Below are 22,440 nucleotides of genomic sequence, written 5' to 3'. Positions count from 1 at the left end.
TGCAATGCAGCAATAAGGGGAACGACACGATGGCACATGACGGTCAGGACATGGCAATGGAGCAGGCACCGGTCCTGCTGAACGATCTGCTCGGTTTGAGCGCGGCAGCGGTGCCCCCGGTTGAGGCCCTGCTGGAAAAGGCCAAAACAAGCGTGCGCGCATTGGTCAGCAAGGACGGGCGCGTCTCGGCGGGTCTGATCGAAGCACATCAGACAGCAGCCCACGGCCTTGCGTGGCTGGCCACATATGCGCAGTCCCTGCGCCAGATGCAGACATGGGCCGAAACGCTGGAGAAAGACGGCAAGTTCGGCGAGACCGAACAGCTGATCCACCAGATCGCCTTTGGTGAATACCTTTGGCAGATCTACGGCGGCATCCAGATGAACCAGGGCGAGGTTCTGCGGCTTCAGGATATGGGCCTGTCGCAAGACGACATGCGCGGCCTGATGGAACCCGCAATCCAGACGCTGACCCAAGGCGGCAACACTCAGGCGGCACGCACCCGGCTTGTCGAGCTGATGCAGGAGCAAGCGGCAAACATCACTGTCGGAACCACGGGCCTGGATGAAGAGCTTGAGATGATCCGCGAGCAGTTCCGCCGCTACGCGGTCGAAAAGGTCGAGCCCTTCGCCCATGAATGGCACCTGAAAGACGAGTTGATCCCGATGGAGGTGATCAACGAGTTGGCCGAAATGGGTGTGTTCGGCCTGACCATCCCGGAAGAATTCGGGGGATTCGGTCTGTCCAAAGCGTCGATGTGTGTGGTCTCGGAAGAGCTGTCGCGCGGATATATCGGCGTCGGATCACTGGGCACCCGGTCAGAAATTGCAGCCGAGCTGATTATTGCTGGCGGCACGCAGGAACAAAAAGAAAAATGGTTACCGCGCATCGCGAGCGCCGAAACCCTGCCGACGGCGGTTTTCACCGAGCCGAACACCGGTTCCGACCTTGGCTCGCTGCGCACGCGTGCAGTTAAGGATGGCGATGATTACAAAATCACCGGAAACAAAACATGGATCACCCATGCGGCGCGCACACATGTGATGACCCTACTGGCCCGCACCGACCCCACGACGACCGACTACAAGGGCCTGTCGATGTTTCTGGCAGAAAAGACCCCCGGTGATGACGCCAACCCCTTCCCGACGGAGGGCATGACCGGTGGCGAGATCGAGGTGCTGGGCTATCGCGGCATGAAGGAATACGAACTGGGCTTTGACGGTTTCAACGTCAAAGGTGAGAACCTGCTGGGCGGCGAAGAGGGCAAAGGTTTCAAGCAATTGATGGAAACCTTTGAATCCGCCCGCATCCAGACCGCGGCCCGTGCCATCGGGGTGGCGCAATCCGCGCTGGACCTGTCGATGCAATATGCACAGGACCGCAAACAGTTCGGTAAGGCGCTGATCAACTTCCCGCGCGTTTCTTCAAAGATCGCGATGATGGCGGTTGAATTGATGGTTGCTCGTCAGCTCACCTATTTCTCGGCTTTCGAGAAAGACGAGGGCCGCCGCTGTGACGTCGAGGCCGGCATGGCGAAACTGTTGGGGGCACGCGTTGCATGGGCCGCAGCGGACAATGGTCTGCAAATTCACGGCGGCAACGGTTTTGCGCTGGAATACAAGATCAGCCGTGTCCTTTGCGATGCCCGCATTCTGAATATCTTTGAAGGCGCGGCAGAAATTCAGGCACAGGTGATTGCACGTCGCCTCCTTGGCTAGACCCGTCTGCCGACAGGAGGGCCTGCACTTGCCCTCCTGTCAGCGCGGCGATACGGATCCCTATGACCAAATCGCGCCTCTCCCCTGATAAATGGGTTTCTGCCGGTTTTGACGCCCTTGTGGCCTCGGGCCCTGCTGCGCTGGCGGCGGAACCTCTGGCGCGGGCCCTTGGCAGCACCAAAGGGTCATTCTACTGGCATTTCAAAGACGTTCCTGCATTTCACGCAGCACTATTGGACACTTGGCAGGCCCGCGCTCTGCAACAGGTGATGGATGCCGTGAGTGCATCCGGCGAAGCCGAAAAACGGCTGCGCGATTTCGGCCAAAGCGTATTGGCCGATCCGGTTGAGCCGAAACTGCGGGCATGGGCGCAAAGTAATGATCAGACAGCACAGGTTCTGGCAGATGTCGACACCGAGCGGCTGCACCTGCTGGGGCGGTTGTTGACAACGCTGGGTCTTGGCAACCCCGATTTCGCCCGCGCCCTACAGGCCACATTGATCGGGCTACCGCTGTTGGACGGCACGTCCGGCACCCCCCCTGATGGTGGCCCGTTCGGCACGTTGGTCGACACCATTCTGGCGTTGGATTAACGCCATGCCGGGACATATCATCCTTGCCATCATCCTGTCCCTGACCATTTTCCAGAAAGATGAGACCCTGCGCAGCTATGGCGGGGCGGGCCATGAATGGCACCTGCGCACCCTGAACGGGCAGGCCTTTGATGCAACCGCCACCCTGACTTTTCCCAGCCGCAACCGGATCGCCGGTACAGCCCCGTGCAACCGCTATCACAGCCACAACACCGCCCCCTATCCATGGATCGACATTGGTCCAATCGCTGCCACCCGTCGGGCCTGTCCCGATCTGCAAGCCGAACAGGCATTTTTTCAAGCCCTTGGTGCGGTGAATGTCGCGGTGATCAAAGGCAGCACCCTGACGCTGTCAGATGAAGAACGCCCGCTGATGGTGTTCAGGCACCACGACGGGAACGCCCGACCTTAAACATGCCTCCCCAATACCCTGCCAGGCTGCGTGTTTTCGGGACAGTGAGGATGCGAGATGCTTACGGTCTAAGGCCGGGCGCATTAAACCCATCGACAAAACGCGCCCGCGCTTCCGGCAAGGGCTTGTTGCCAAGATCGGCAGCCAGGTGGGCACTGAGGAAATAACCGGTGGTATGCAGCCCCTGCGCAATATCCGCATCCGATGCATCCCCACAGCCACGCAACACGCCCGGTAAAGGCAACAGCCTGTCGGCCCATTCACCAGCCCCTGCCGCCGAGACGGCCCGCCCCGATTTCGGCGAAACATAGACCAACCCCTCGGTTGCCCCGGTCACCGCGCAACTGCCCAGATCAAGCCCGTAGCCCATTTCCTCCAACAGCGCCATTTCCCACTGTAGATAGGCCAATGGCCAGACCTCCCATATCCCCAGCAAATCCAGCAAAGCTTCGGTGCGGGCGTAAAGCGGCAGATGCGGTTCACGTTCCGGCAGACAAAAACACAGCAAAGCCGTCACCGTGTTCAACCCTGCCAAGGTCTGGCGGTTGGCCATGGCGGTGGCCGCACGACTGCGTAAAGGTTCGACCGTGAAACTGCCGATGTGATCCTCAAGGCGGGCGCGCCAGATCAGGTCAAGCTGCGCCCCGGGCTGTAGAATTGGCGCAATCTTGCGGCTGGTGCCGCCCCGCACGATCCCCGCATGTCGCCCGTGTTCAGGCGTGAACACTTCGATGATAACAGAGGTTTCACCATGGCGGCGCGTCCGAAGAAGAATCCCCTGATCACGCCACTCCATCATTCTAGACCATCTTGATCCAGCAGGTGACGCCCCTGTCGGTCCTCAACTTCGATCACCCAGAGGTCCGGATCAAACCCGCGCTGCCGGCTGATGGCCTCGTCCACATCGGGCTCATCACCCTTGTGCAGCTCGACCCATTGGCGGGTGCCGCTCATCAGATCAAAAGAACGCTGGAACACCACCGCCTGCCCGTCCAGCGTCGCAAGTTTCACCAGCACTGCGCCGCCGGTATCATCACCATGGGCCACAACAAACGCAGGGATATCATACACTGACAAGCGGGCCAGATAGGCATCGACCCAGAACCGTGCGGTCAATCTTGGCACAACGGTATCCCCTTCATCTTGCCTTTAAACTCACTTCGGGTCCCCCGGCAGACGCGAGGCCCGATCAGGTATTCCCGTCTTTGAAATCCAGCCCCATCTCAGTATAACGCTCGGCCTCTTCCAGCCAATTCGTACGCACTTTTACCTGCAAAAACAGATGAATACGTCGACCTAAAAACGCTTCCAGCTCTTCGCGGGCGGCTTTACCCACGGCCTTGATCGTCTCGCCCTTATTGCCCAGCACGATCCCCTTGTGACCATCCCGCACCACATAGACCAATTGATCCACCCGGGCTGATCCATCCGGGCGCTCTTCCCAGTTTTCGGTTTCCACCGTCAACTGATAGGGCAATTCCTGGTGCAGCCGCAGGGTAAGTTTCTCGCGGGTCATCTCCGCTGCAATCATCCGCATCGGCAGATCGGCGATCTGGTCTTCAGGATAGAGCCATGGCCCCGCGGGCAATTCGCCTGCCAGCCATTTGCGCAGCAGGTCCACACCATGGCCTTTTTCGGCAGAGATCATAAATGTCTCGGCAAAGGGGTAGAGTTCGTTCAGCTTCTGGGTCAGCCCCAGCAGCACCGGTGCCTCGACACGGTCAATCTTGTTGATCGCCAAAGCCACCTTGCGGCCCTGCCCGACCTCGGCCAACCCTTCAAGGATCCGTTCCACCCCTTCAGTCACGCCGCGGTGCGCTTCGATCAACAGCACCACGATATCAGCGTCCGATGCCCCGCCCCATGCGGCGGCAACCATCGCGCGGTCCAGCCGGCGGCGCGGTTGGAACAGGCCCGGTGTGTCAACAAAGACCAACTGCGCATTGCCCTCCATGGCGACGCCGCGGATGCGGGCGCGGGTGGTTTGCACCTTATGAGTCACAATCGACACTTTGGCCCCAACCATCCGGTTCAACAGTGTGGATTTGCCGGCGTTCGGCTCCCCGATCAGGGCGATAAATCCGGCGCTTTGTCCTGCGGTGTCAGGGCTGCTCATTTGTTGTTCTCCAGTTGCGCCAAAAGCGAGGTTGCGGCGGCCTGTTCGGCGCTGCGTTTCGAAGCGGCGGTGGCCTGTGCCTCGGCTCCGTTTTCAAGTCGCGCCGCAATCGTAAACACCGGTGCGTGATCAGGTCCGGACCGGGCAACTTCGACATATTTCGGCGGGGCAAATTTGCGGGCCTGTGCCCACTCCTGCAATGCAGTTTTTGCGTCGCGTGCATCATCTTTTACGGTATTGATCCGGTTGCCCCAGAGCCGCAGAATCAAGTCACGGGAGGCTTCGAAACCGGCGTCCTGATAGACCGCTGCGATTACCGCTTCAATTGCATCGCCAAGCAGCGCCTGCTTGCGCCGCCCGCCGGAGATCATTTCCGACCGGCCCAGTTTCAGCACCTGTCCAAGATCAATCTCGCGGGCGACATCGGCGCAGGTTTCCTTGCGCACCAACGCGTTAAAGCGCGGGGCAAGCTGTCCTTCGGTGGCCTGCCGGTCACCGGCCAGCAATGCCTCGGCCATCACCAGCCCCAGAACACGATCCCCCAGAAATTCAAGCCGTTGGTTGTCGTCGCGGTTGGCGGATGACATCGAGGCGTGAGTCACCGCACGAACCAGAAGCGCGGGATCGGAGAATTCATGCCCGATACGGCCCTGAAAGGCCCGAAGATCGCCGCTCAGCTTCATTCAACCCCTTTGAAAAAACGGTCACCGCGCCATGTCCAGAAAAACAGCATCGAACGTCCGGCCGAGCTGAACATGATCCGGTCGGCACGCCCAATCAGGTTTTCGTAAGGGACGAAACCGACACCGCCAACCTGCTGGGCCAAACGGCTGTCTGCGGAATTGTCGCGGTTGTCACCCATAAAGAAATAGTGGCCCGCCGGTACGGAATAGACGCCAGTATTGTCGGATTGCTGATTGCCTATGTTAAGGATCGGATGAGAGACGCCATTGGGCAGGGTTTCGATCTGGCGCGACTTCTGACAAGATCCGCCTTCGCCGACAGGGCCGTTTTCACAGCGCGGGCGCAGGCGTTGCGGGCCTTGCGCGGTCATTTTTTCCTCAAACACGCCAGCGTCTTCGACCGTGACCGGTTCACCGTTCAGATAGACCAGCCCCTGTTTCACCTGCACCGTGTCGCCGGGCAAACCAATCAGACGTTTGATATAGTCACGCCCCGAGACCGGATGGCGGAACACCACAACATCACCGCGTTCCGGCGTGCCGCCCAATAGACGGGTGTTGTCGCCGTCAAAGCTGCCGCAGACATCACGGGCATCCACTTCGATGCCGAGATTGGGCAGCATCAACGACGGACAGGACGCATAAGAATAGCCATAGGCCATCTTGTTCACAAAGAGGAAATCCCCGATCAGCAGGGTTTCTTTCATCGACCCGGAAGGGATCCAGAACGGTTGAAAGAACAGGGTGCGAAACACACCGGCGATGACCAGCGCGTAAACGATTGTTTTGATGGTCTCGACAAAGGCGTTGCCGGATTTTTCCTTGTCGGCCATGCGGCGTCCCTTTTATGCGATTTGGGGTTACATGAGGGCGGGCGGCGGTACTGTCAAGCAATGGGCGCAGTGACAGCCCGTTACGGGTGGATTATTCGCCATCTGACAGCGGGCGCGCCTCGATCACAACAAAGGCCTGTGCCCATGGGTGATCATCGGTCAGGGTCACATGGATCACCGTCGCGTGGCCTGCGGGTGTCATACTGGCAAGACGTTCGGCGGCCCAACCGGTGACTTCCATCACCGGCTGACCTGTCTTCAGGTTGCTGACCGCCATGTCCCGCCATGATATTCCCATGCGCAGACCGGTGCCCAAGGCCTTGGAACATGCCTCCTTGGCGGCCCAGCGTTTGGCATAGGTGCCCGCGACATCCTTACGCCTTTCGGCCTTGGCCTGCTCCACCGGGGTAAAAACACGGTCGCGAAACCGGTCCCCGAACCGGTCCAGGGTGCCCTGGATCCGGTCGATATTTGCCAAATCAGTGCCAATGCCAAGGATCATCAACCAGCCGCATCCGCCCGTGCGGCATCCATCAACGCGCGCATTTTGACAATCGCGGGTTCCAGCCCCAGAAAAATCGCCTCGCCAATCAGGAAATGCCCGATGTTCAGTTCGCGCACATCAGGGAAAGCGGCGATGGGCGACACCGTGTCATAGGTCAGCCCGTGACCAGCATGTACCTCAAGCCCCAGCGAATGGGCGAAGGCGGACATTTCTTCGAGCTTTTTCAACTCCTGCTGTGCGGCGGGCCATTTGCCCTCTGCAAAGGCATCGCAATAGGCACCGGTGTGCAGTTCGATCACCTCAGCTCCGATGCGGTTGGCCGCTTCGATCTGGCGGGCATCTGCGGCGATAAAGATCGACACGCGGCTGCCGGCTTCGCGCAGGGGGGCGATGAAATGCGCCAGCTTGTTTTCCTCGCGCGCAACCTCAAGCCCGCCTTCGGTTGTGCGTTCTTCGCGTTTCTCGGGCACGATGCAAACCGCATGGGGTTTGTGACGCAGGGCAATTTTCTGCATCTCATCGGTCGCGGCCATTTCAAAATTTAATGGCACGCTGAGAACATCCATCAACCCTTCGATGTCAGCATCCGAGATATGGCGGCGGTCTTCGCGCAGATGTGCGGTGATGCCGTCGGCACCTGCGGCCTCGGCAATTTTTGCAGCCCGTAAGGGATCAGGATAGGCCCCACCACGTGCGTTGCGCACGGTTGCGACATGGTCAATGTTCACGCCAAGGCGCAGTTTTTCGTTCAATCCCATTTTCGTGTCTCCTACTTGGCCTCGTCGACCTTGCGCTTGCCATCCGCTTTTACTGCGGCTTTCTGTTTGAGCGCCTCGAACTTGGCCTTAATCAACCCCCGTCGACGTTTTTGATACGCCTGAAGCAGGGGAACCGCCAGATAATAAGCAATGGTCGCGCAGGTGATGCCCGGAATGATCGACCCAATGAGATAAGGATAGAAGACATCGCGTGAAAAAACCGTGAGGCTGGACCAATCCATTTCAGCTGCGGTGAAAATTGACACGAAGTTGTGCCACAGGTCGGCACCGGCCTCCGCAAATTTACGGCTAAGCGCGCGCAACTCGCCTTCGGGCAGTTCGGTGCCCAACAACAGGTGCCCCGTCTTGAGTGAGGACAAGGCGATGAACAGGAAAGTAAACGGGTTGCCGACAAATGTCGCCATAAGCGAGGCCAGAATATTGCCCTTCATCAGCTTGGCCAGCAGGGCCGCAGCAAGAAAGTGGAAACCAAACAACGGCGTAAAGGTCACAAAGACCCCGGCCCAGACCCCGCGCGCAATACGTTCGGGACTGTCAGGCAAGCGACGCATACGGTGTTTGACATAGTGGAACGCACGTGCCCAACCGCCACGAGGCCACATAAATTCGGCCACCGCACGCAGTGTAGGTTTTGGGTCGCGGCGTTTGAATATCAATTCAGCTGTCCTGCATCGGTCTTTCGTTGGCCCTTAAGGGCATCGTATTTGTGAACGTCATCGGCTGGGCGAAATGGCGTCAATTTTGCGATACCTTGAAATCGCAGCGATGTCACTTTCCGCTTCGAGGGTCAGCATCAAGCTGTGCAGATGTGCCACGTCCCTGAGATCAAGGTAAATCAGAAGGCGGTAAAAATCCGGTTTGCGTTCCAGAAACTCCAAGTCCGAGATATTGGCGGAGGCCTCGCCGATCAAGGTACAGATGCGCCCCAAAACGCCCGCGCCGTTGCCCATCGTCAGGTCAAGCACCGTGCCATAGACTGCCGGGTGATTCCCTTCGTGCCAGCGCAGATCGACCCAACGTTCCGGCTGGTCCTCGTATTCGGCCAACCTTTCACAGTCGATCGCGTGCAGGGTCACCCCTTCGCCGCGGAATGTGATACCAATGATGCGCTCGCCCGGAAGCGGTGTACAGCAGGAAGCCCGGTCAAAGCTCTGGCCGGGGTCAAGACCTACAATCGCTTGTGCGGCTTCGACTTCGGCGCCGTGTTTGGGGGCCAGATCGGCATAAACCGATTGCACGATCTGACGACCGGTAATCTCCGAACTACCAAGACGGGCAAGCAAGTCCTCGACCCCGTCGAACCGCAAGCTTTTTGCCGCGGTGCGCATTACTTTTTCGGTGGCACGTTTGCCCACTTGTGCAAAGGCGGACCGTGCCAGTTCACGCCCCAGCTTGATAAATCGGGCGCGGTCTTCCTCACGCAGGGACCGGCGAATAGCAGATTTCGCTTTGCCGGTGGTGGCGATATCCAGCCACGTCGCTTGCGGTGTCTGGCCTTGGGCGCGAATGATCTCGATGGACTGGCCGTTTTTCACACGGGTCCACAGCGGTACCCGCATCCCGTCGACCTTCGCTCCAACGCAAGAATTCCCGATACGAGTGTGGATCGCATAGGCAAAATCAATTGGTGTCGCCCCGCGCGGCAGTTTGACCACTTCCCCCTTCGGCGTGAAGCAGAACACCTGATCCGCGTACATTTCCAGCTTGACGGCTTCTAGAAAATCCTCGTGGTTTTCTTCGGCGTCGAATTGTTCATTGAGCTGGGAAATCCACTTTGCCGGATCAACGGCAAAGGGGTTTTTGGATCGTTTGCCATCCCGATAAGACCAGTGCGCGGCCACGCCGGTTTCGGCAACATCGTGCATCTGGCGGGTTCTAATCTGGACCTCGACGCGCTTGCCATCGCGCCCTGACACGGTGGTGTGGATCGAGCGATAGCCATTTGATTTCGGCTGGCTGATGTAATCTTTGAAGCGGCCCGGGACCGCACGCCAGCGGCCATGGATCATACCAAGCGCGCGGTAACAATCTTCTTCGCTGGTGGTCAGAATTCGAAAGCCGTAGATATCGGAAAGACGTGAAAAACTAAGCTGCTTTTCCTGCATCTTGCGCCAGACCGAATAGGGTTTCTTGGCGCGGCCAAATACTTCGGCTTCGATGCCGGCCTGTTCCAGTTCGTGCCGCATGTCACCGGTGATCCGCTGGATCACATCGCCTGCTTCGCGTTGCAGGGTAATAAAACGGCGGATAATGCTGGCGCGCCCCTCTGAGTTCAGAACGCGGAAAGACAGGTCTTCCAGTTCCTCGCGCATCCACTGCATCCCCATACGACCGGCCAACGGCGCATAGATGTCCATGGTTTCGCGGGCTTTCTGCGCCTGTTTTTCGGGGCGCATCGCCTTGATCGTGCGCATGTTGTGCAAACGGTCGGCAAGTTTGACCAGAATGACCCGCAGGTCCTTGGACATCGCCATGAAAAGCTTGCGAAAGTTTTCGGCCTGTTTGGTTTCGGTCGAGTTGAGCTGTAAATTGGTGAGCTTGGTCACCCCGTCGACCAATTCTGCAACCTCTGTGCTGAACAGCTTTTCAACCTCGGCATAAGAGGCTGGCGTGTCTTCGATTGTGTCATGCAACAGGGCAGTGATGATCGTGGCATCATCCAGCTGCTGTTCGGTGAGGATCGCAGCGACAGCCACGGGATGCGTAAAATAGGGCTCGCCGGAATGGCGGAACTGCCCTTCATGCATCTGGGCACCGTAGTCGTAAGCCGCACGCAGGCGCGGCTCATTGGTTTTTGGATTATAGGCCCGGACAAGGGCCACCAGATCATCGGCAGTGATTTCAGTCGTGTCCATCAATCTGCCTCTTCACCCGCAAGCCGCGGGAGGGGGTAAGCCCTAGCCCTGCCCCTGTGCCGCCATCAACTGCCGCAGCAGCATCTCTTCGGACATGCTGTCTTCTTCCGGCTTGTCCTGTTCGGCCCCCATCAGAAGCGCCATTGCGTCCTCTTCAGGCTCGTCAACTTCGATCTGGTTCTGGTTGCTTTCGATCAGGCGCTCGCGCAGATCATCCGCAGATTGGGTTTCATCCGCGATTTCACGCAGGGACACGACCGGATTCTTGTCATTGTCGCGATCAACAGTAACAGCAGAACCAGCAGAGATTTCACGGGCACGATGGGCCGCCAGCATGACAAGCTCGAACCGGTTCGGAACTTTATCAACGCAATCTTCAACGGTAACGCGGGCCATGGAAGCCTCCAATATCTCAAGGGTCAGTCAGAAGTGCGCTATCTATGCTGCTTTGGCCGGATTTACAAGCCGTTATTCTCTTGCCGGTCGGGCAATGCCCGCACCGCCAAAAGGTCAACAGGATCAAGCGTGTCACGCATTTGCAGCACGGTTAACCCCAGCACCGGATGGACCCAATCAGGGGCCACATCCGCCAGCGGTACAAGCACAAAGGCGCGATCCTGAAGACGCGGATGCGGCAGAATCAATTCGCCAGGTGCCTGTGACCGCTGGGCATCCGGGGACAAGTTGCGCCACTTCTGGTGCGTTTGCGGGTCGGGCAAAACCAGATCCCCCGCCGCAATCAAATCCAGATCAAGCGTGCGCTGCCCCCAGCGCGTTTCCCGGGTGCGGCCCATTTCAGCCTCGATACCATGACAGATGTCGAGCATTTGCGCCGCCCCCCAAGGGGCATAAATCACGGCGGCAGCATTCACATAATCTGGGCCATTGCCCGCAGGAAATGCAGGTGTAGTATAGAAATCACTTATAGCGCGAATCGCCGCGCCCTTTAATTTGAGAAGTTCCAGCGCCGCCCGGAGGGTTTTTTCCGGCGCTCCAATAGTTGACGTCAGGTTAGCGCCAAGCGCCAAAAGCAAACAGGTGAAGGATTTGAGTGGCTCCCCCCTCATTTCCCCGTGATCTTGGGCTTGCGACATGATCAAAAATCCTTAGGTAAACGGCGCAGAGTCGTTGGGAAGTATTACAGGTTCGGCGCGATTCCTTTTCAAGCGCACAACTACATTACGTTCTGACACGATGAATACGTGATAGTTCAGAGTTTGGCGACCATATCGCCGGAAGGGTATAAATGTTTTATAAAGACGAGCGACTGGCACTCTTTATTGATGGGTCAAACCTCTATGCGGCAGCAAAGACGCTGGGGTTCGATATCGACTATAAATTGTTGCGCCACGAGTTCATGCGGCGGGGCAAACTGTTGCGTGCGTTCTATTACACTGCCCTTTTGGAAAACGACGAATACTCTCCGATCCGTCCCTTGGTGGACTGGCTGAACTACAACGGTTTCTCGATGGTGACCAAACCGGCCAAGGAATACACCGACAGCATGGGCCGACGTAAAGTCAAAGGGAACATGGACATCGAACTGGCCGTGGATGCGATGGAACTGGCCCCGCATGTAGACCACATTGTGATCTTTTCGGGCGACGGCGATTTCCGCCCGCTGGTTGAAAGTTTGCAACGCCAAGGGGTTCGGGTGTCTTGCGTTTCTACAATTCGCAGTCAGCCACCAATGATTTCCGATGAATTGCGCCGTCAGGTTGACAACTTTATCGAACTTGAAGACCTAAAGGATGTGATCGGTCGCCCGCCACGCGACAATGATTTCACCCCACGCCCGGAATAAATACAAAAGGTCTGCGCCCAGCCGCAGACCTTTTTGCCTCCCTTAGAGCGGTGCGCCCAGCATGGCGAATTACGTGTCAGCGAGCGCTCTACTCGCCTCTTGCAGGCGTTTTTCTGCGATGTGAATGATCTGCAACGGATTCGCCCCCGTGGGTACATCCGACACGCGGGCGTATCCGGTACGAAATGCGGTTTTCCGAGACCCGCATTGGAAAATCCTACTGTCGGTCTTGCGCGCTGCTTTTTTCACCAACTGGTCCAACCTGCCGACATCCTTGTTTTCGACAGCATAGGACAGCGCAAGAAACTGCCCGTCACCGCGATAGGTCACGATAGACTGATGCGACGACAAGGATTTACTGAGCTGTAACGCCATCTCGGCGGGATAGGAGGCTTGCGCCTCGTCGCTCAAATCGTACAGCGTCTTGTTAAACCCCTCCAGCTCAATCACAAAGACACGCAAATCGGCCCCTGCCTCGTTGATGATCCTTTGAACGCAATTCTCAAATGCGTCCTCCAGAACCATCCCGTTCTTGGTAGGCGTGTCACCGGACTGGCGGCGCGGCAATGCAATCTGCCGTTTCGCAGCGATCTCAAGCTGTACAGGTGCATGTTCGGGGCGCGCGAAAAAACGTTTGCTCTCGGCAAGCCTTAGTTCGGCCGCATGCAGGCGCGCCTCTAACTCGAACAGCTCGAAAGGTTTGGCCACGTAATCCCACGCGCCAGCGGCAAATGCCTGCGCAATCCAGCTGCGATCGGACATTGCGGTCAGCATAATGATCGGCGTGAAGGCATAGGCCTCAATCGCGCGTATCTCGGGGATCAACTGAATGCCGGTCATACCGGGCATTTGAATGTCCAGAAGGATACAGTCAAAAGGGATCTTTGCTTCTGCAATTGCCGCAAGCGCTTCTGCGCCGGAGGTTACACACTCAACATCGCTGTATCCGATTGTGTCGAGGAATACCCCGACCATTTCGAGGATCAATTCGTCGTCATCTACCGCCAGTAGTCGCATTGCCTGTACTTTCACATTTGTACACTCAACCGCGCGCGCCAGCTTCTGCCAGCTCAATCAGGTCTCTTATCCAATCTCGGGACTCTCTCCCGACACACAGTCAAACTGTTTACCAATCATAATTTGCTATTTCCGCCTTTCTTTTATCCGGGGTTCGATATTATGTAGACATAATCCAATTCATAAATCCAAGCTTTAGTTGAAGGCCGTTAACTTTTCTGGTTAACGCCAAGTTTAACTGATTCTCTGCTGACACAAATTGCGCACGGGCTGGACCTGTTCGGCCCAAGGGATTAGGTCTGTTGGCAACAAAGGATCCCCCGATGACAAAGCCTCCATTGACCCTGTTCCTTGCTGCGCCGCGCGGGTTCTGCGCCGGTGTCGACCGAGCGATCAAGATTGTTGAAATGGCACTGGAAAAATGGGGTGCGCCGGTTTTTGTACGCCACGAGATCGTCCACAATAAATTTGTCGTCGACGGCTTGCGCGACAAGGGTGCGGTGTTTGTCGAGGAGCTTGATGAATGCCCCGACGACCGCCCGGTGATTTTTTCCGCCCATGGTGTTCCCAAATCCGTGCCGTCTGCAGCAGCAGCGCGCCAAATGGTCTATGTCGACGCCACTTGCCCGCTGGTCAGCAAAGTTCACATCGAAGCACAACGCCATGCGGATGCCGGATTGCAAATGATCATGATCGGTCATGCCGGCCATCCGGAAACCGTGGGCACCATGGGGCAATTGCCTGACGGTGAGGTCCTGTTGGTCGAGACCCCCGAAGATGTTGCCAAAGTGTCGGTGCGTGATCCGGCCAAATTGGCCTATGTCACCCAAACCACCCTAAGCGTGGATGATACCGCGGAGATCGTCGCCGCACTGAACGCGCGTTTTCCCGAAATTGTTGGCCCGCACAAGGAAGACATCTGTTACGCCACCACTAACCGTCAGGAGGCGGTCAAGGCGATGGCACCCAAATGTGATGCCATGTTGGTGGTGGGCGCACCCAATTCCAGTAATTCCAAACGTCTGGTCGAAGTCGGAGCGCGCGCAGGCTGTAAATACGCGCAGCTGGTACAGCGGGCAGATGACATTGATTGGCGTAGCCTTGAAGGGATCCGCAGCATTGGAATCACCGCCGGTGCCTCTGCCCCTGAAGTGTTGATAAACGAGGTAATCGCCGCCTTTGAGGCGCGTTATTGCGTGACGCGGGAATTGGTGGAAACCGCCCAGGAAAACGTAGAGTTCAAAGTGCCCCGCGTATTGCGCACCCCCGCCTGAACGGGGCACTCCGCGCTTTACCTGCAAACTGCGGCACCCTAGGTTTGCCTTTATCACACCCCAAAGAGGCGCAGCATGATTTCATTCCAGTTTTTACTGACCGCATTGGTCGTCGTAATCATCCCGGGCACCGGTGTGATATATACTTTGGCTCTCGGCCTGGGTCAGGGACGGCGGGCCGCGTTCTGGGCCGCATTGGGCTGCACGTTTGGGATTGTCCCACATCTGGCCGCCGCGACGCTTGGGCTTGCTGCGGTTTTGCATACTTCTGCGCTGCTGTTCACATGCGTCAAATTCGCCGGTGTCGCATATCTGTTGTACCTTGCATGGCAAAGCCTCAGATCAGGCGGGGCGCTTGCAGTCAGCGCCACCCGCAGCACCGAAGCCGGCTGGATCATTGCGCGACGCGGCGCATTAATCAACATTCTGAACCCCAAGCTTTCGATCTTCTTTCTGGCGTTATTGCCCCCGTTTCTCAGCGGGAACACCGCAACTGCGTCGGCGGAAATGGCGCTGCTGGGGGGCGTGTTCATGGCGATGACCTTTTTGGTATTTGTGCTTTACGGCTGGTTCGCTGCTGCCGCCCGCGTGTGGTTGCTGGGGTCTGAAACCGTCATGCGCTGGCTCAACCGTTCCTTTGCTGCTATTTTCGCCGCTCTCGCCGGGCGCCTCTCATTGGAGCAGGCATAACCATGCAGATGATGGGCCGAATTCCCGCTGCCGCATTGCTGCTTGGCCTCGCCGGGCTGATCCCTTTCATATGGGCCGCATTGCTGGTGCTGGACCTGTTTGCCGTGCCGGATTGGCCGATCCCGCGTCTCTTGCTGGGTGAAGGGCGTTTGATCATGATCCGCTATGGCGGCATTATTCTGCCCTTCATGTCCGGTGTTTTGTTCGGATTTGCCACCAATGCGCGCGGCTTACAGGCCGTGGCCGCCTATACCCTGTCAGTCCTGCCTGCCCTGTGGTGGTTCTTCATGCCCGGCACCGGCGTGACATCCGCATTGACCAACCTCAGTACCGGGTTTATGGGCCTCTTGCTGCTGGATTACGCGTTTCATCGTTGGGATTTAACCCCAAGCTGGTGGGTTGCCCTAAGGGTTCAGCTGACGGTGGTTGTGTTGATCTGTCTTGGTATCGGAGTGTTCCTGTGAGTGACGAAAAGACCCTCAGGACCTATGCCGCCAAGGCCCAAACCTATGCGGATGTGGTGGGTGCCACCGTTGAAAAAGATGCCATGCTTCCTGCCTTCCTTGCGGCACTGCCAGCAGGTGCAGAGGTGCTTGATCTGGGGTGTGGTCCGGGGCATTTCGCCGCCGCCATCGCCGCACAGGGCCACCACGTAACCGCGACCGACGCCGTTCAGGAAATGGTGGATATGGCGGCGCAGCACGCAGGTGTCACCGCCCGTCTTGCCCGGTTCGATCAGATCACCGGCACGGATATCTACGACGGTATCTGGGCTAACTTCAGCTTATTGCACGCCCCGCGGGAGGCAATGCCCACCCATCTGGCGGCCCTGCACCGCGCCCTGAAACCCCGCGGCATCTTTCACATCGCGCTGAAATCCGGCGAAGGCAGCAAACGCGACAGCCTTGACCGGCTTTATACCTATTACACCAAAGAGGAACTGACAGGTTTGTTGAACACCGCAGGATTTACCGTGACCGGCACGTGCCAAGGTTGCGACAAAGGGCTGGACGGCACGCTTGCCGACTGGATCGGGCTGGCGGCCCATGGCTAAACTTTATGCCTATACAGACGGGGCCTGTTCCGGCAACCCCGGCCCGGGCGGTTGGGGTGCCCTGATGCAGGCCAAGGACGGCCAAACGATCGTCAAGGAACGCGAGTTGAAGGGCGGAGAGGCCCAGACCACCAACAATCGGATGGAACTTTTGGCCGCAATCCACGCGCTGGAAACGCTGGATCGCGACACAGAAATCACCATCGTGACGGATAGCAATTACGTTAAGAACGGCATCACGTCGTGGATCTTCGGCTGGAAGAAAAACGGCTGGAAAAATGCGGCGAAAAAACCGGTCAAGAATGTCGAACTCTGGCAGCGGCTGGATGCGGCAAACGCCCGTCACCGTGTCACTTGGGAATGGGTTAAAGGCCACGCAGGCCACCCCGAAAACGAACGCGCCGATGAATTGGCACGTGCTGGCATGGCCCCTTTCAAACCATGACCCTCGTCACCCTACTGGATTACAGCTCTGTGCTTGTCTTTGCCGTTACCGGTGCCTTGGTGGCCAGCCGGGCACAGCTTGACCTGGTCGGGTTCGCCTTTATCGCCAGCATCACCGCACTGGGCGGCGGCACGATCCGCGACCTGCTGCTGGACCGCAACCCAATCTTCTGGATTGCCAACCCCACATATCTGGGGCTGGCCACCGGCGCGGCTTTAATCATCTTCTTTACCGCCCATATCTTTGAAAGCCGCTTGCGCACATTGATCTGGCTGGACAGTTTCGCCTTGGCCTTTGCCGTCGCCGCCGGTGCCGGTGTGGCCCTTGGCCTTGATCACTCACCCACAATTGTCATTCTGATGGGGATGATCACTGGCTGTATGGGCGGGCTGCTGCGGGATGTGGTGGTTGGCGAAGTGCCTTTGATCCTTAAACAAGGCGAACTCTACGTCACTGCCGCCTTTGTCGGTGCGGCCACGGCAAGCCTTGCAAAATTCTACTTGTTGGACACACCTCTGGCCCTGCTTGCCTGCGCCGCTGTGACATGGGTCCTGCGGGCAGGATCCCTGACTTTCGGCTGGCACTTGCCGGTCTACAAAAGCACCCCGCCCAAAGGCTAAACGCACCGCCCCAGCTTCATCTTGCCCATAAACTCAATCCTGTCATCGCCGCCAGTGAAACGGCACGATGATCAGCGCCCCAACTGAAGACAGGATGGCATTCAACCCCGGTGAGGCAAAGCCAAAGCCGAACATGATACGGATAAAATAAAACAGAAACGCGCCGCCAACACAGATGATGATCGACTGAAGATAACCGTTGTGCGTCCAGCCGGTACGTTCCGCCGCATAGCCGACGATGCCCGCGATCACCACAGTGCCGAAAAGCACAAGGAACATAACATCAATCTCCGTTCAGCAGGGTACCGGCTGCAATCTGTGCGCCGCTTTGAAAGCTCGTGACATCCTGTGCTGCCTTTCCGGCCCGTTGCAAGCGGGTCAATTGTACCGCGCCTGTGCCACAGGCCACGCGCAGGGCGGAATCCAGCACCTCGCCGGGCTGTCCGGCCCCTTCAGCAAGCGACGAACCCAGCGCCTTTACCCGTGTGCCCGCCTGTTCAAACCAGGCCCCCGGAAAGGGGGAAAGGCCACGGATCAGCCGATCTATTTCCACCGCGGGGCGGGCCCAGTCGATCCGCGCCTCGCCTTTGTCTATCTTGGCCGCATAGGTAACGCCCTCCTCCGGTTGCGGTGTGCCAGTCAGCGTCGTCAGGTCGTCCAGCGCTGCAACAATCGCCTGCGCACCCATGTCGCTGAGCCGGTCGTGCAATTGCGCAGTGGTTTCCACCTCGCCAATTGTGGTTTCGCGGCGCAGCAATACCGGCCCGGTGTCCAGCCCCGCCTCCATCTGCATGATGCAGACACCGGTCGTCGCATCACCTGCCATGATGGCGCGATGAATCGGGGCCGCCCCGCGCCAACGCGGCAGAAGGCTGGCGTGAATATTCAGGCACCCGTCGCGCGGCGCATCCAGAATGGCCTGTGGCAGGATCAATCCATAGGCCACAACCACGGCGATATCCGCGTTTAGGGCGGCAAAGTCTGCTTGTGCCTCTTCGGTTTTCAAGGACACCGGGTGGCGTACATCAAGGCCCAGCGCGTCGGCGCGGGCATGTACCGGTGTCGGGCGGTCCTTTTTGCCGCGCCCCGCCGGACGGGGCGGCTGGCAATAGACCGCAGCGATCTCGTGCCCGGCCCCAACCAGCGCATCCAGCACCGGCACAGAAAACTCCGGCGTCCCCATGAAAATGATACGCATATCTACCTCCTGATCATGGCCAAGGGCCGCGATTAATTCTTGAACTTCAGCGCCTTGCGCAGCAGCATGTCGCGCTTGGTCTTGCTCAGCCTGTCGAAGTACATCCGGCCCGCCAGATGGTCGATCTGGTGCTGTACGCTGGTCGCTTCCAGCCCGACAAATTCGCCCCGCGCAATCACACCATCAGCGTTCAGATACCGTACGGATACAGCGCGCGGTCGGGTGATCTTGGCCGAGACGCCGGGCAAACAGGGGCTCGCCTCTTCATGCACATTTGGTTTGGCCGAAGATTCGATGACCTGTGGATTCGCCATCAGTATCCGTTTTTTGCGATCACTGGAGGCATCCACCACGGCCAGTTGCAGCATCACACCGATCTGCGGCGCGCCAAGGCCCACCCCCGGCATCGCATCCATAGTGTCGACCATGTCTTGCCAAATCGTGCGAATCTCATCGGTGATTTCGCTCACTTCTGCGGCTTTGGTACGCAGACGCTTGTCGGGCCATTGCAGGATTTTGCGAACTGTCATTTTGCGTCATACTCCGCGATCAGGGCTGTGCGATCCACCGCCGGAAGGTGGTCAAAGGTGACCACCCCGTCCAGATGATCCAGTTCATGTTGGACGCAGGCGGCGGCAAAGCCGTCAAAGCTCTGGACATAGCGCCCGCCATTCAAGCCGGTCCAGACCATTTGCACCTGTGCAGGTCGGTTGACGGATGCCGTCACCCCCGGAATGCTCAGACAACCCTCGTCATTGACCTGCCGGTCCTCGCTGATTTCCTGCAACATCGGGTTGATACAGACCAGCGGGTCGGATTTGCCTTCTTTCCAACCAGCGTCCATCACAAAAACCCGCTGCATCACGCCAACCTGTGGCGCGGCCAGCCCGCGACCGGGGGCGGCATACATGGTTTCCAACATATCCGCGGCCAGTGTTTCGAGTTCGGAGGTGATTTCCGCGACCGGCACACAGGTTTCCGTCAGGCGGCGGTCCGGCCACAGCAGAATCGGCAGGACGCTCATCCGCGTGCCAGTTCACGTTTCAGTTTGACCATTTTACGGGTCATCATCTGACGCTTGAGCGGCTTGAGATAATCAATGAACAGCTTGCCATCCAGATGGTCGATTTCATGCTGCACACAGGTCGCCCATAAGCCATCAAAGGTTTCACTTTGCGGATTGCCGTTGCGGTCCATCCATTCGACGTCAACCACCTTGGGGCGCGTCACATCGGCATAAAGATCCGGCAGGGACAAGCAGCCCTCTTCATAGGTGTTTTCCTCGTCCGAACCGGCGATGATCCGGGGATTGAACATCACCAAAGGACGGGGTTTTTCACCCTCTTCCTTGACACAATCCAGCACAATCACCCGATCCAGCACACCCACCTGTGGTGCCGCCAGCCCGACGCCCGGGGCCTCGTACATGGTGCGCAGCATATCATCAGCCAAACTGCGCAAATCGTCGCTCAGGTCAGCAACGGGTTTGGCCGTCTTTTTCAGGCGCGGGTCGGGGTGCAAAAGGATGGTACGTTTCATGGGGCTGATGTAGGCCATGGCCTGCGCCTGCGCAAGCAAGGGGTTGCAGACCGCAACCAACCCGCTAGCCTGCGCGCTGACCAACAGGAGCATCCCCATGAGTTTTGACGAGATCATCGACCGCCGCGACACCCATTGTGCCAAGTGGGACAAGATGGAGGCGCTTTATGGGGTGCCGCGTGATGAAGGTATCGCAATGTGGGTGGCGGACATGGATTTCCGCCCGCCTGAAGTGGTGCAACAGGCCGTCCGCAACATGGTGGATCACGGCGTTTACGGATATTTCGGCGATGACAGCAAATACCTTGGTGCGATCCAGTGGTGGATGAAAACCCGCCACAACTGGGAGATTGATCCGTCATGGATTTTCACCACCCACGGCCTGGTGAACGGCACCGCGATGTGTGTCGACGCCTATACCTCTGCCGGTGACGGTGTCGTATTGTTCACACCGGTTTATCATGCCTTTGCCCGGGTGATCGAAGCCGCAGGCCGCAAGGTTGTCGAATGCGAGATGGCGGTGAACGCCGGCCGCTACGAAATGGATTTTGACGCGTGGGATGCGCAGATGACCGGTGGCGAAAAGATGCTGATCCTGTGTTCACCGCATAATCCCGGTGGCCGCGTCTGGAGCCGTGCGGAGCTGCAAGGGGTGGCCGACTTTGCCAAACGCCACGATCTGATTCTGGTCTCGGATGAAATCCACCACGATCTGGTGATGCCCGGCAACACCCATATCCCGATGTCCCGCATTGACGGGGTTACTGACCGGTTGGTTATGATGACCGCTACCACCAAGACCTTTAACATCGCGGGCAGTCATTCAGGCAATGTGATCATCGAAGACCCTGATTTACGGGCAAAGTTTGCCGCGCGGATGATGGCGATGGGACTTTCGGCAAACTCTTTCGGGTTGTTCATGGCAACTGCCGCCTATTCACCGGAAGGGGCGGCATGGGTGGATGATCTGGTGGCCTATCTGGAGGGCAACCGCCGCCTGTTTGACGATGCGGTCAATGCCATTCCCGGTCTCAAGTCAATGAACCTTGAGGCCACCTATCTGGCCTGGGTCGATTTTGCAGACACTGGTATGGCACGCGATGAATTCACCCGACGCGTGCAAGAAGACGCAAAAATCGCCGTGAATCACGGCCCGACCTTCGGCAAAGGTGGCGACAGTTTCCTGCGGTTCAATATCGCCACCCCCCGTGCCAGGGTGCAAGAAGCCTGTGAACGGCTGGCAGAGGCGTTTCGCGACCTCCAATAGGCTCTCGTGGAGCAGGCTCAGCCCCCTTTGGACAGGTCCTGCGCGATCATGAGGGCGTTGCCGTCAAGGTCATAGAGAGAGGCGAGGCTGACCATGCCTTCCATGGTTTCAGTCGGCCCGTCGAACTTCACGCCTGCCGCCTCCAAGGCGCTGCGGGCGGCGGTAATGTCAGCCACGCCAAAGACCGGCACCGCATTCCCCGGTGCCGGTTCCGCCTGCTCACCCAGTCCCAGAACAACGCCTTTGGTGTTTGTCGACATCTCGCTCCAGCCGGCCTCGTCTATGTGAAACCGCAGTGAAAACCCCAACATGTCTGTATACCATTTCGCGCTGGCGTGGCGGTCGCGGACCGACAGGGCAATGGTAATCTGGTCGTCAACGGTCACAACAGACATGGGCTTTTCCTTTGTATCAAAAATATATATACTATACTTTATGGACGTTAATTTAATTGTCAAGATCACCACACGCGCATGGTCACTGCGCATACTTGCCCTGCTGGATCAGGGGGTTCCCGGACGCCAAGCCGCGCTTTTGCAAGCCACCAAGGCGGGGCGCACCGCCTTTGCCCAAAGCCTGAAACATCTGATCGACCTTGACCTTCTGGAGCGCAACCCGGGCCACGGCCACCCAATGCGACCGGAATACCGGCTGACGCCTGCGGGCATCGAAGCTGCTGCAATGGCCCATCGGGTCTTGAATGCAGTGCCCGATGAACAGGATACGCCGTTGCTGCGGCGGGCCTGGACACTGCCAGTCCTGACAGTCAGCCCGACTCCCCGTTCCTTTACCCAGATCAAGACATCCCTGCCTGCGATCACTGACCGCGCGCTGTCGCAAACCTTCAAACAGCTACAGGGGCGCGGATGGCTCATGCGACACGTCGACACAGATGCACACCCGCCACGTGCGACCTATCATGCGGTGAATGCCGGAATGCGCATCAGCAAGGCGGTATCTCTGGCGCTTTAGCCTCTAGACCCGAAAACTCTGCGCTATCAGCGGTATTTTTGCGCAATTTCAGATGTTTCGAGACGT

Annotated in this window: 30 protein-coding genes; 12 read left to right on the top strand and 18 right to left on the bottom strand. The window is 58.1% G+C overall.

Annotated features, from left to right (window positions below; translation table 11 throughout):
- Positions 1-29: 29 nt before the first annotated feature.
- From HKX44_RS17170 to HKX44_RS17160, 3 genes are all read left to right on the top strand, one after another.
- Positions 30-1,718: an acyl-CoA dehydrogenase family protein gene (locus HKX44_RS17170; protein WP_276152593.1), complete on the top strand. Its 1,689-nt coding sequence runs from the start codon at positions 30-32 to the stop codon at positions 1,716-1,718.
- 62 nt (positions 1,719-1,780) lie between these two features.
- Entirely contained in the window at positions 1,781-2,311 is a 531-nt protein-coding gene (locus HKX44_RS17165) for a TetR/AcrR family transcriptional regulator (RefSeq protein WP_276152592.1), read from the top strand.
- 4 nt (positions 2,312-2,315) lie between these two features.
- Positions 2,316-2,723, top strand: a complete 408-nt coding sequence (locus HKX44_RS17160; RefSeq protein ID WP_276152591.1) for an META domain-containing protein — start codon at positions 2,316-2,318, stop codon at positions 2,721-2,723.
- A gap of 61 nt (positions 2,724-2,784) precedes the next feature.
- Here the strand turns inward: HKX44_RS17160 and recO are convergent, their stop codons facing one another.
- From recO to folK, 11 genes are all read right to left on the bottom strand, one after another.
- Positions 2,785-3,519 (bottom strand): DNA repair protein RecO, encoded by a 735-nt coding sequence (gene recO, locus HKX44_RS17155; RefSeq protein ID WP_276152640.1) that lies wholly within the window; start codon positions 3,517-3,519, stop codon positions 2,785-2,787.
- Positions 3,519-3,848 carry a DUF1491 family protein gene (locus tag HKX44_RS17150; RefSeq protein WP_276152590.1) on the bottom strand — a complete coding sequence of 110 codons (330 nt, stop codon included), beginning with the start codon at positions 3,846-3,848 and terminating at the stop codon, positions 3,519-3,521. The genes recO and HKX44_RS17150 overlap by 1 nt, the downstream gene beginning before the upstream one ends.
- A 64-nt stretch (positions 3,849-3,912) precedes the next feature.
- Positions 3,913-4,839 carry a GTPase Era gene (gene era, locus HKX44_RS17145; RefSeq protein ID WP_276152589.1) on the bottom strand — a complete coding sequence of 309 codons (927 nt, stop codon included), beginning with the start codon at positions 4,837-4,839 and terminating at the stop codon, positions 3,913-3,915.
- Positions 4,836-5,522: a ribonuclease III gene (gene rnc, locus HKX44_RS17140; RefSeq protein WP_276152588.1), complete on the bottom strand. Its 687-nt coding sequence runs from the start codon at positions 5,520-5,522 to the stop codon at positions 4,836-4,838. The genes era and rnc overlap by 4 nt, the downstream gene beginning before the upstream one ends.
- Positions 5,519-6,355, bottom strand: a complete 837-nt coding sequence (lepB, locus tag HKX44_RS17135) for a signal peptidase I (RefSeq protein WP_276152587.1) — start codon at positions 6,353-6,355, stop codon at positions 5,519-5,521. Before lepB ends, rnc begins: the two co-directional genes overlap by 4 nt.
- A gap of 91 nt (positions 6,356-6,446) precedes the next feature.
- Positions 6,447-6,857: a holo-ACP synthase gene (acpS, locus tag HKX44_RS17130; protein ID WP_276152586.1), complete on the bottom strand. Its 411-nt coding sequence runs from the start codon at positions 6,855-6,857 to the stop codon at positions 6,447-6,449.
- Positions 6,857-7,618 carry a pyridoxine 5'-phosphate synthase gene (locus tag HKX44_RS17125; RefSeq protein WP_276152585.1) on the bottom strand — a complete coding sequence of 254 codons (762 nt, stop codon included), beginning with the start codon at positions 7,616-7,618 and terminating at the stop codon, positions 6,857-6,859. Before HKX44_RS17125 ends, acpS begins: the two co-directional genes overlap by 1 nt.
- Before the next feature lie 11 nt (positions 7,619-7,629).
- On the bottom strand, positions 7,630-8,295 hold the full coding sequence (locus HKX44_RS17120; protein WP_276152584.1) for a DUF2062 domain-containing protein: 666 nt from the start codon (positions 8,293-8,295) through the stop codon (positions 7,630-7,632).
- 57 nt (positions 8,296-8,352) lie between these two features.
- Entirely contained in the window at positions 8,353-10,494 is a 2,142-nt protein-coding gene (locus HKX44_RS17115) for a bifunctional (p)ppGpp synthetase/guanosine-3',5'-bis(diphosphate) 3'-pyrophosphohydrolase (RefSeq protein ID WP_276152583.1), read from the bottom strand.
- 42 nt (positions 10,495-10,536) lie between these two features.
- A complete protein-coding gene (rpoZ, locus tag HKX44_RS17110; protein ID WP_025043502.1) occupies positions 10,537-10,890 on the bottom strand; it encodes a DNA-directed RNA polymerase subunit omega in 354 nt (117 codons plus the stop codon).
- 62 nt (positions 10,891-10,952) lie between these two features.
- Entirely contained in the window at positions 10,953-11,588 is a 636-nt protein-coding gene (folK, locus tag HKX44_RS17105) for a 2-amino-4-hydroxy-6-hydroxymethyldihydropteridine diphosphokinase (protein ID WP_276152582.1), read from the bottom strand.
- Positions 11,589-11,740: 152 nt separating this feature from the next.
- Here folK and HKX44_RS17100 point away from each other — a divergent pair, with 152 nt between their 5' ends.
- Positions 11,741-12,298, top strand: a complete 558-nt coding sequence (locus HKX44_RS17100; RefSeq protein ID WP_276152581.1) for an NYN domain-containing protein — start codon at positions 11,741-11,743, stop codon at positions 12,296-12,298.
- A gap of 69 nt (positions 12,299-12,367) precedes the next feature.
- Here HKX44_RS17100 and HKX44_RS17095 read toward each other — a convergent pair whose 3' ends face one another.
- Positions 12,368-13,372: a response regulator gene (locus HKX44_RS17095; protein ID WP_276152580.1), complete on the bottom strand. Its 1,005-nt coding sequence runs from the start codon at positions 13,370-13,372 to the stop codon at positions 12,368-12,370.
- 266 nt (positions 13,373-13,638) lie between these two features.
- Here HKX44_RS17095 and ispH point away from each other — a divergent pair, with 266 nt between their 5' ends.
- The 6 genes from ispH (at position 13,639) to HKX44_RS17065 (ending at position 17,398) form a co-directional block, all read left to right on the top strand.
- A complete protein-coding gene (gene ispH, locus HKX44_RS17090) occupies positions 13,639-14,589 on the top strand; it encodes a 4-hydroxy-3-methylbut-2-enyl diphosphate reductase (protein WP_276152579.1) in 951 nt (316 codons plus the stop codon).
- Positions 14,590-14,664: 75 nt separating this feature from the next.
- Positions 14,665-15,279, top strand: coding sequence for a LysE family translocator (locus HKX44_RS17085; protein WP_276152578.1), 615 nt, complete (start codon positions 14,665-14,667; stop codon positions 15,277-15,279).
- Positions 15,280-15,290: 11 nt separating this feature from the next.
- Positions 15,291-15,743, top strand: a complete 453-nt coding sequence (locus HKX44_RS17080; RefSeq protein ID WP_276152639.1) for a DUF3429 domain-containing protein — start codon at positions 15,291-15,293, stop codon at positions 15,741-15,743.
- Positions 15,740-16,333: a class I SAM-dependent methyltransferase gene (locus HKX44_RS17075; protein ID WP_276152577.1), complete on the top strand. Its 594-nt coding sequence runs from the start codon at positions 15,740-15,742 to the stop codon at positions 16,331-16,333. The genes HKX44_RS17080 and HKX44_RS17075 overlap by 4 nt, the downstream gene beginning before the upstream one ends.
- Complete coding sequence (gene rnhA, locus HKX44_RS17070; protein WP_276152576.1) at positions 16,326-16,778, top strand: ribonuclease HI; 453 nt, start codon at positions 16,326-16,328, stop codon at positions 16,776-16,778. Before HKX44_RS17075 ends, rnhA begins: the two co-directional genes overlap by 8 nt.
- On the top strand, positions 16,775-17,398 hold the full coding sequence (locus tag HKX44_RS17065; protein ID WP_276152575.1) for a trimeric intracellular cation channel family protein: 624 nt from the start codon (positions 16,775-16,777) through the stop codon (positions 17,396-17,398). Before rnhA ends, HKX44_RS17065 begins: the two co-directional genes overlap by 4 nt.
- A 42-nt stretch (positions 17,399-17,440) precedes the next feature.
- On the opposite strand, the gene HKX44_RS17060 is transcribed toward HKX44_RS17065, so the two are convergent.
- Genes HKX44_RS17060 through def (HKX44_RS17040) form a run of 5 tightly spaced genes read right to left on the bottom strand, consistent with a single transcriptional unit; the run spans position 17,441 to position 20,135 of the window.
- The gene (locus HKX44_RS17060; RefSeq protein ID WP_276152574.1) at positions 17,441-17,677 is read right to left on the bottom strand and encodes a hypothetical protein; all 237 of its coding nucleotides are present in this window, start codon (positions 17,675-17,677) and stop codon (positions 17,441-17,443) included.
- Between the two features lie 4 nt (positions 17,678-17,681).
- A complete protein-coding gene (gene fmt / locus HKX44_RS17055; protein WP_276152573.1) occupies positions 17,682-18,596 on the bottom strand; it encodes a methionyl-tRNA formyltransferase in 915 nt (304 codons plus the stop codon).
- 32 nt (positions 18,597-18,628) lie between these two features.
- Positions 18,629-19,126, bottom strand: coding sequence for a peptide deformylase (def, locus tag HKX44_RS17050; RefSeq protein ID WP_276152572.1), 498 nt, complete (start codon positions 19,124-19,126; stop codon positions 18,629-18,631).
- Positions 19,123-19,620, bottom strand: coding sequence for a peptide deformylase (def, locus tag HKX44_RS17045; RefSeq protein ID WP_276152571.1), 498 nt, complete (start codon positions 19,618-19,620; stop codon positions 19,123-19,125). Before def (HKX44_RS17045) ends, def (HKX44_RS17050) begins: the two co-directional genes overlap by 4 nt.
- On the bottom strand, positions 19,617-20,135 hold the full coding sequence (gene def, locus HKX44_RS17040; RefSeq protein WP_276152570.1) for a peptide deformylase: 519 nt from the start codon (positions 20,133-20,135) through the stop codon (positions 19,617-19,619). The genes def (HKX44_RS17045) and def (HKX44_RS17040) overlap by 4 nt, the downstream gene beginning before the upstream one ends.
- A 97-nt stretch (positions 20,136-20,232) precedes the next feature.
- Here def (HKX44_RS17040) and HKX44_RS17035 point away from each other — a divergent pair, with 97 nt between their 5' ends.
- Positions 20,233-21,402, top strand: coding sequence for a MalY/PatB family protein (locus tag HKX44_RS17035; protein WP_276152569.1), 1,170 nt, complete (start codon positions 20,233-20,235; stop codon positions 21,400-21,402).
- A gap of 17 nt (positions 21,403-21,419) precedes the next feature.
- On the opposite strand, the gene HKX44_RS17030 is transcribed toward HKX44_RS17035, so the two are convergent.
- Entirely contained in the window at positions 21,420-21,797 is a 378-nt protein-coding gene (locus HKX44_RS17030; protein WP_276152568.1) for a VOC family protein, read from the bottom strand.
- 40 nt (positions 21,798-21,837) lie between these two features.
- Here HKX44_RS17030 and HKX44_RS17025 point away from each other — a divergent pair, with 40 nt between their 5' ends.
- Positions 21,838-22,374 carry a winged helix-turn-helix transcriptional regulator gene (locus HKX44_RS17025; protein ID WP_276152567.1) on the top strand — a complete coding sequence of 179 codons (537 nt, stop codon included), beginning with the start codon at positions 21,838-21,840 and terminating at the stop codon, positions 22,372-22,374.
- Positions 22,375-22,440: the final 66 nt, after the last annotated feature.

It is taken from the genome of Sulfitobacter sp. M05 (genome assembly GCF_029285175.1).
Classification (GTDB): domain Bacteria; phylum Pseudomonadota; class Alphaproteobacteria; order Rhodobacterales; family Rhodobacteraceae; genus Sulfitobacter.
This window is presented reverse-complemented; position numbering and strand designations above follow the sequence as displayed.

Coding starts and splice junctions, on each gene's coding strand:
- fmt (WP_276152573.1), bottom strand. CDS start 18,596: ATGCGTATCATTTTCATGGGGACGCCGGAGTTTTCTGTGCCGGTGCTG.
- recO (WP_276152640.1), bottom strand. CDS start 3,519: ATGGAGTGGCGTGATCAGGGGATTCTTCTTCGGACGCGCCGCCATGGT.
- HKX44_RS17165 (WP_276152592.1), top strand. CDS start 1,781: ATGACCAAATCGCGCCTCTCCCCTGATAAATGGGTTTCTGCCGGTTTT.
- HKX44_RS17125 (WP_276152585.1), bottom strand. CDS start 7,618: ATGGGATTGAACGAAAAACTGCGCCTTGGCGTGAACATTGACCATGTC.
- HKX44_RS17030 (WP_276152568.1), bottom strand. CDS start 21,797: ATGTCTGTTGTGACCGTTGACGACCAGATTACCATTGCCCTGTCGGTC.
- HKX44_RS17160 (WP_276152591.1), top strand. CDS start 2,316: ATGCCGGGACATATCATCCTTGCCATCATCCTGTCCCTGACCATTTTC.
- acpS (WP_276152586.1), bottom strand. CDS start 6,857: ATGATCCTTGGCATTGGCACTGATTTGGCAAATATCGACCGGATCCAG.
- HKX44_RS17080 (WP_276152639.1), top strand. CDS start 15,291: ATGGGCCGAATTCCCGCTGCCGCATTGCTGCTTGGCCTCGCCGGGCTG.
- HKX44_RS17060 (WP_276152574.1), bottom strand. CDS start 17,677: ATGTTCCTTGTGCTTTTCGGCACTGTGGTGATCGCGGGCATCGTCGGC.
- era (WP_276152589.1), bottom strand. CDS start 4,839: ATGAGCAGCCCTGACACCGCAGGACAAAGCGCCGGATTTATCGCCCTG.
- HKX44_RS17100 (WP_276152581.1), top strand. CDS start 11,741: ATGTTTTATAAAGACGAGCGACTGGCACTCTTTATTGATGGGTCAAAC.
- ispH (WP_276152579.1), top strand. CDS start 13,639: ATGACAAAGCCTCCATTGACCCTGTTCCTTGCTGCGCCGCGCGGGTTC.
- HKX44_RS17065 (WP_276152575.1), top strand. CDS start 16,775: ATGACCCTCGTCACCCTACTGGATTACAGCTCTGTGCTTGTCTTTGCC.
- rpoZ (WP_025043502.1), bottom strand. CDS start 10,890: ATGGCCCGCGTTACCGTTGAAGATTGCGTTGATAAAGTTCCGAACCGG.
- def (WP_276152571.1), bottom strand. CDS start 19,620: ATGAGCGTCCTGCCGATTCTGCTGTGGCCGGACCGCCGCCTGACGGAA.
- HKX44_RS17025 (WP_276152567.1), top strand. CDS start 21,838: ATGGACGTTAATTTAATTGTCAAGATCACCACACGCGCATGGTCACTG.
- folK (WP_276152582.1), bottom strand. CDS start 11,588: ATGTCGCAAGCCCAAGATCACGGGGAAATGAGGGGGGAGCCACTCAAA.
- rnc (WP_276152588.1), bottom strand. CDS start 5,522: ATGAAGCTGAGCGGCGATCTTCGGGCCTTTCAGGGCCGTATCGGGCAT.
- HKX44_RS17115 (WP_276152583.1), bottom strand. CDS start 10,494: ATGGACACGACTGAAATCACTGCCGATGATCTGGTGGCCCTTGTCCGG.
- rnhA (WP_276152576.1), top strand. CDS start 16,326: ATGGCTAAACTTTATGCCTATACAGACGGGGCCTGTTCCGGCAACCCC.
- def (WP_276152570.1), bottom strand. CDS start 20,135: ATGAAACGTACCATCCTTTTGCACCCCGACCCGCGCCTGAAAAAGACG.
- HKX44_RS17035 (WP_276152569.1), top strand. CDS start 20,233: ATGAGTTTTGACGAGATCATCGACCGCCGCGACACCCATTGTGCCAAG.
- HKX44_RS17170 (WP_276152593.1), top strand. CDS start 30: ATGGCACATGACGGTCAGGACATGGCAATGGAGCAGGCACCGGTCCTG.
- lepB (WP_276152587.1), bottom strand. CDS start 6,355: ATGGCCGACAAGGAAAAATCCGGCAACGCCTTTGTCGAGACCATCAAA.
- HKX44_RS17085 (WP_276152578.1), top strand. CDS start 14,665: ATGATTTCATTCCAGTTTTTACTGACCGCATTGGTCGTCGTAATCATC.
- def (WP_276152572.1), bottom strand. CDS start 19,126: ATGACAGTTCGCAAAATCCTGCAATGGCCCGACAAGCGTCTGCGTACC.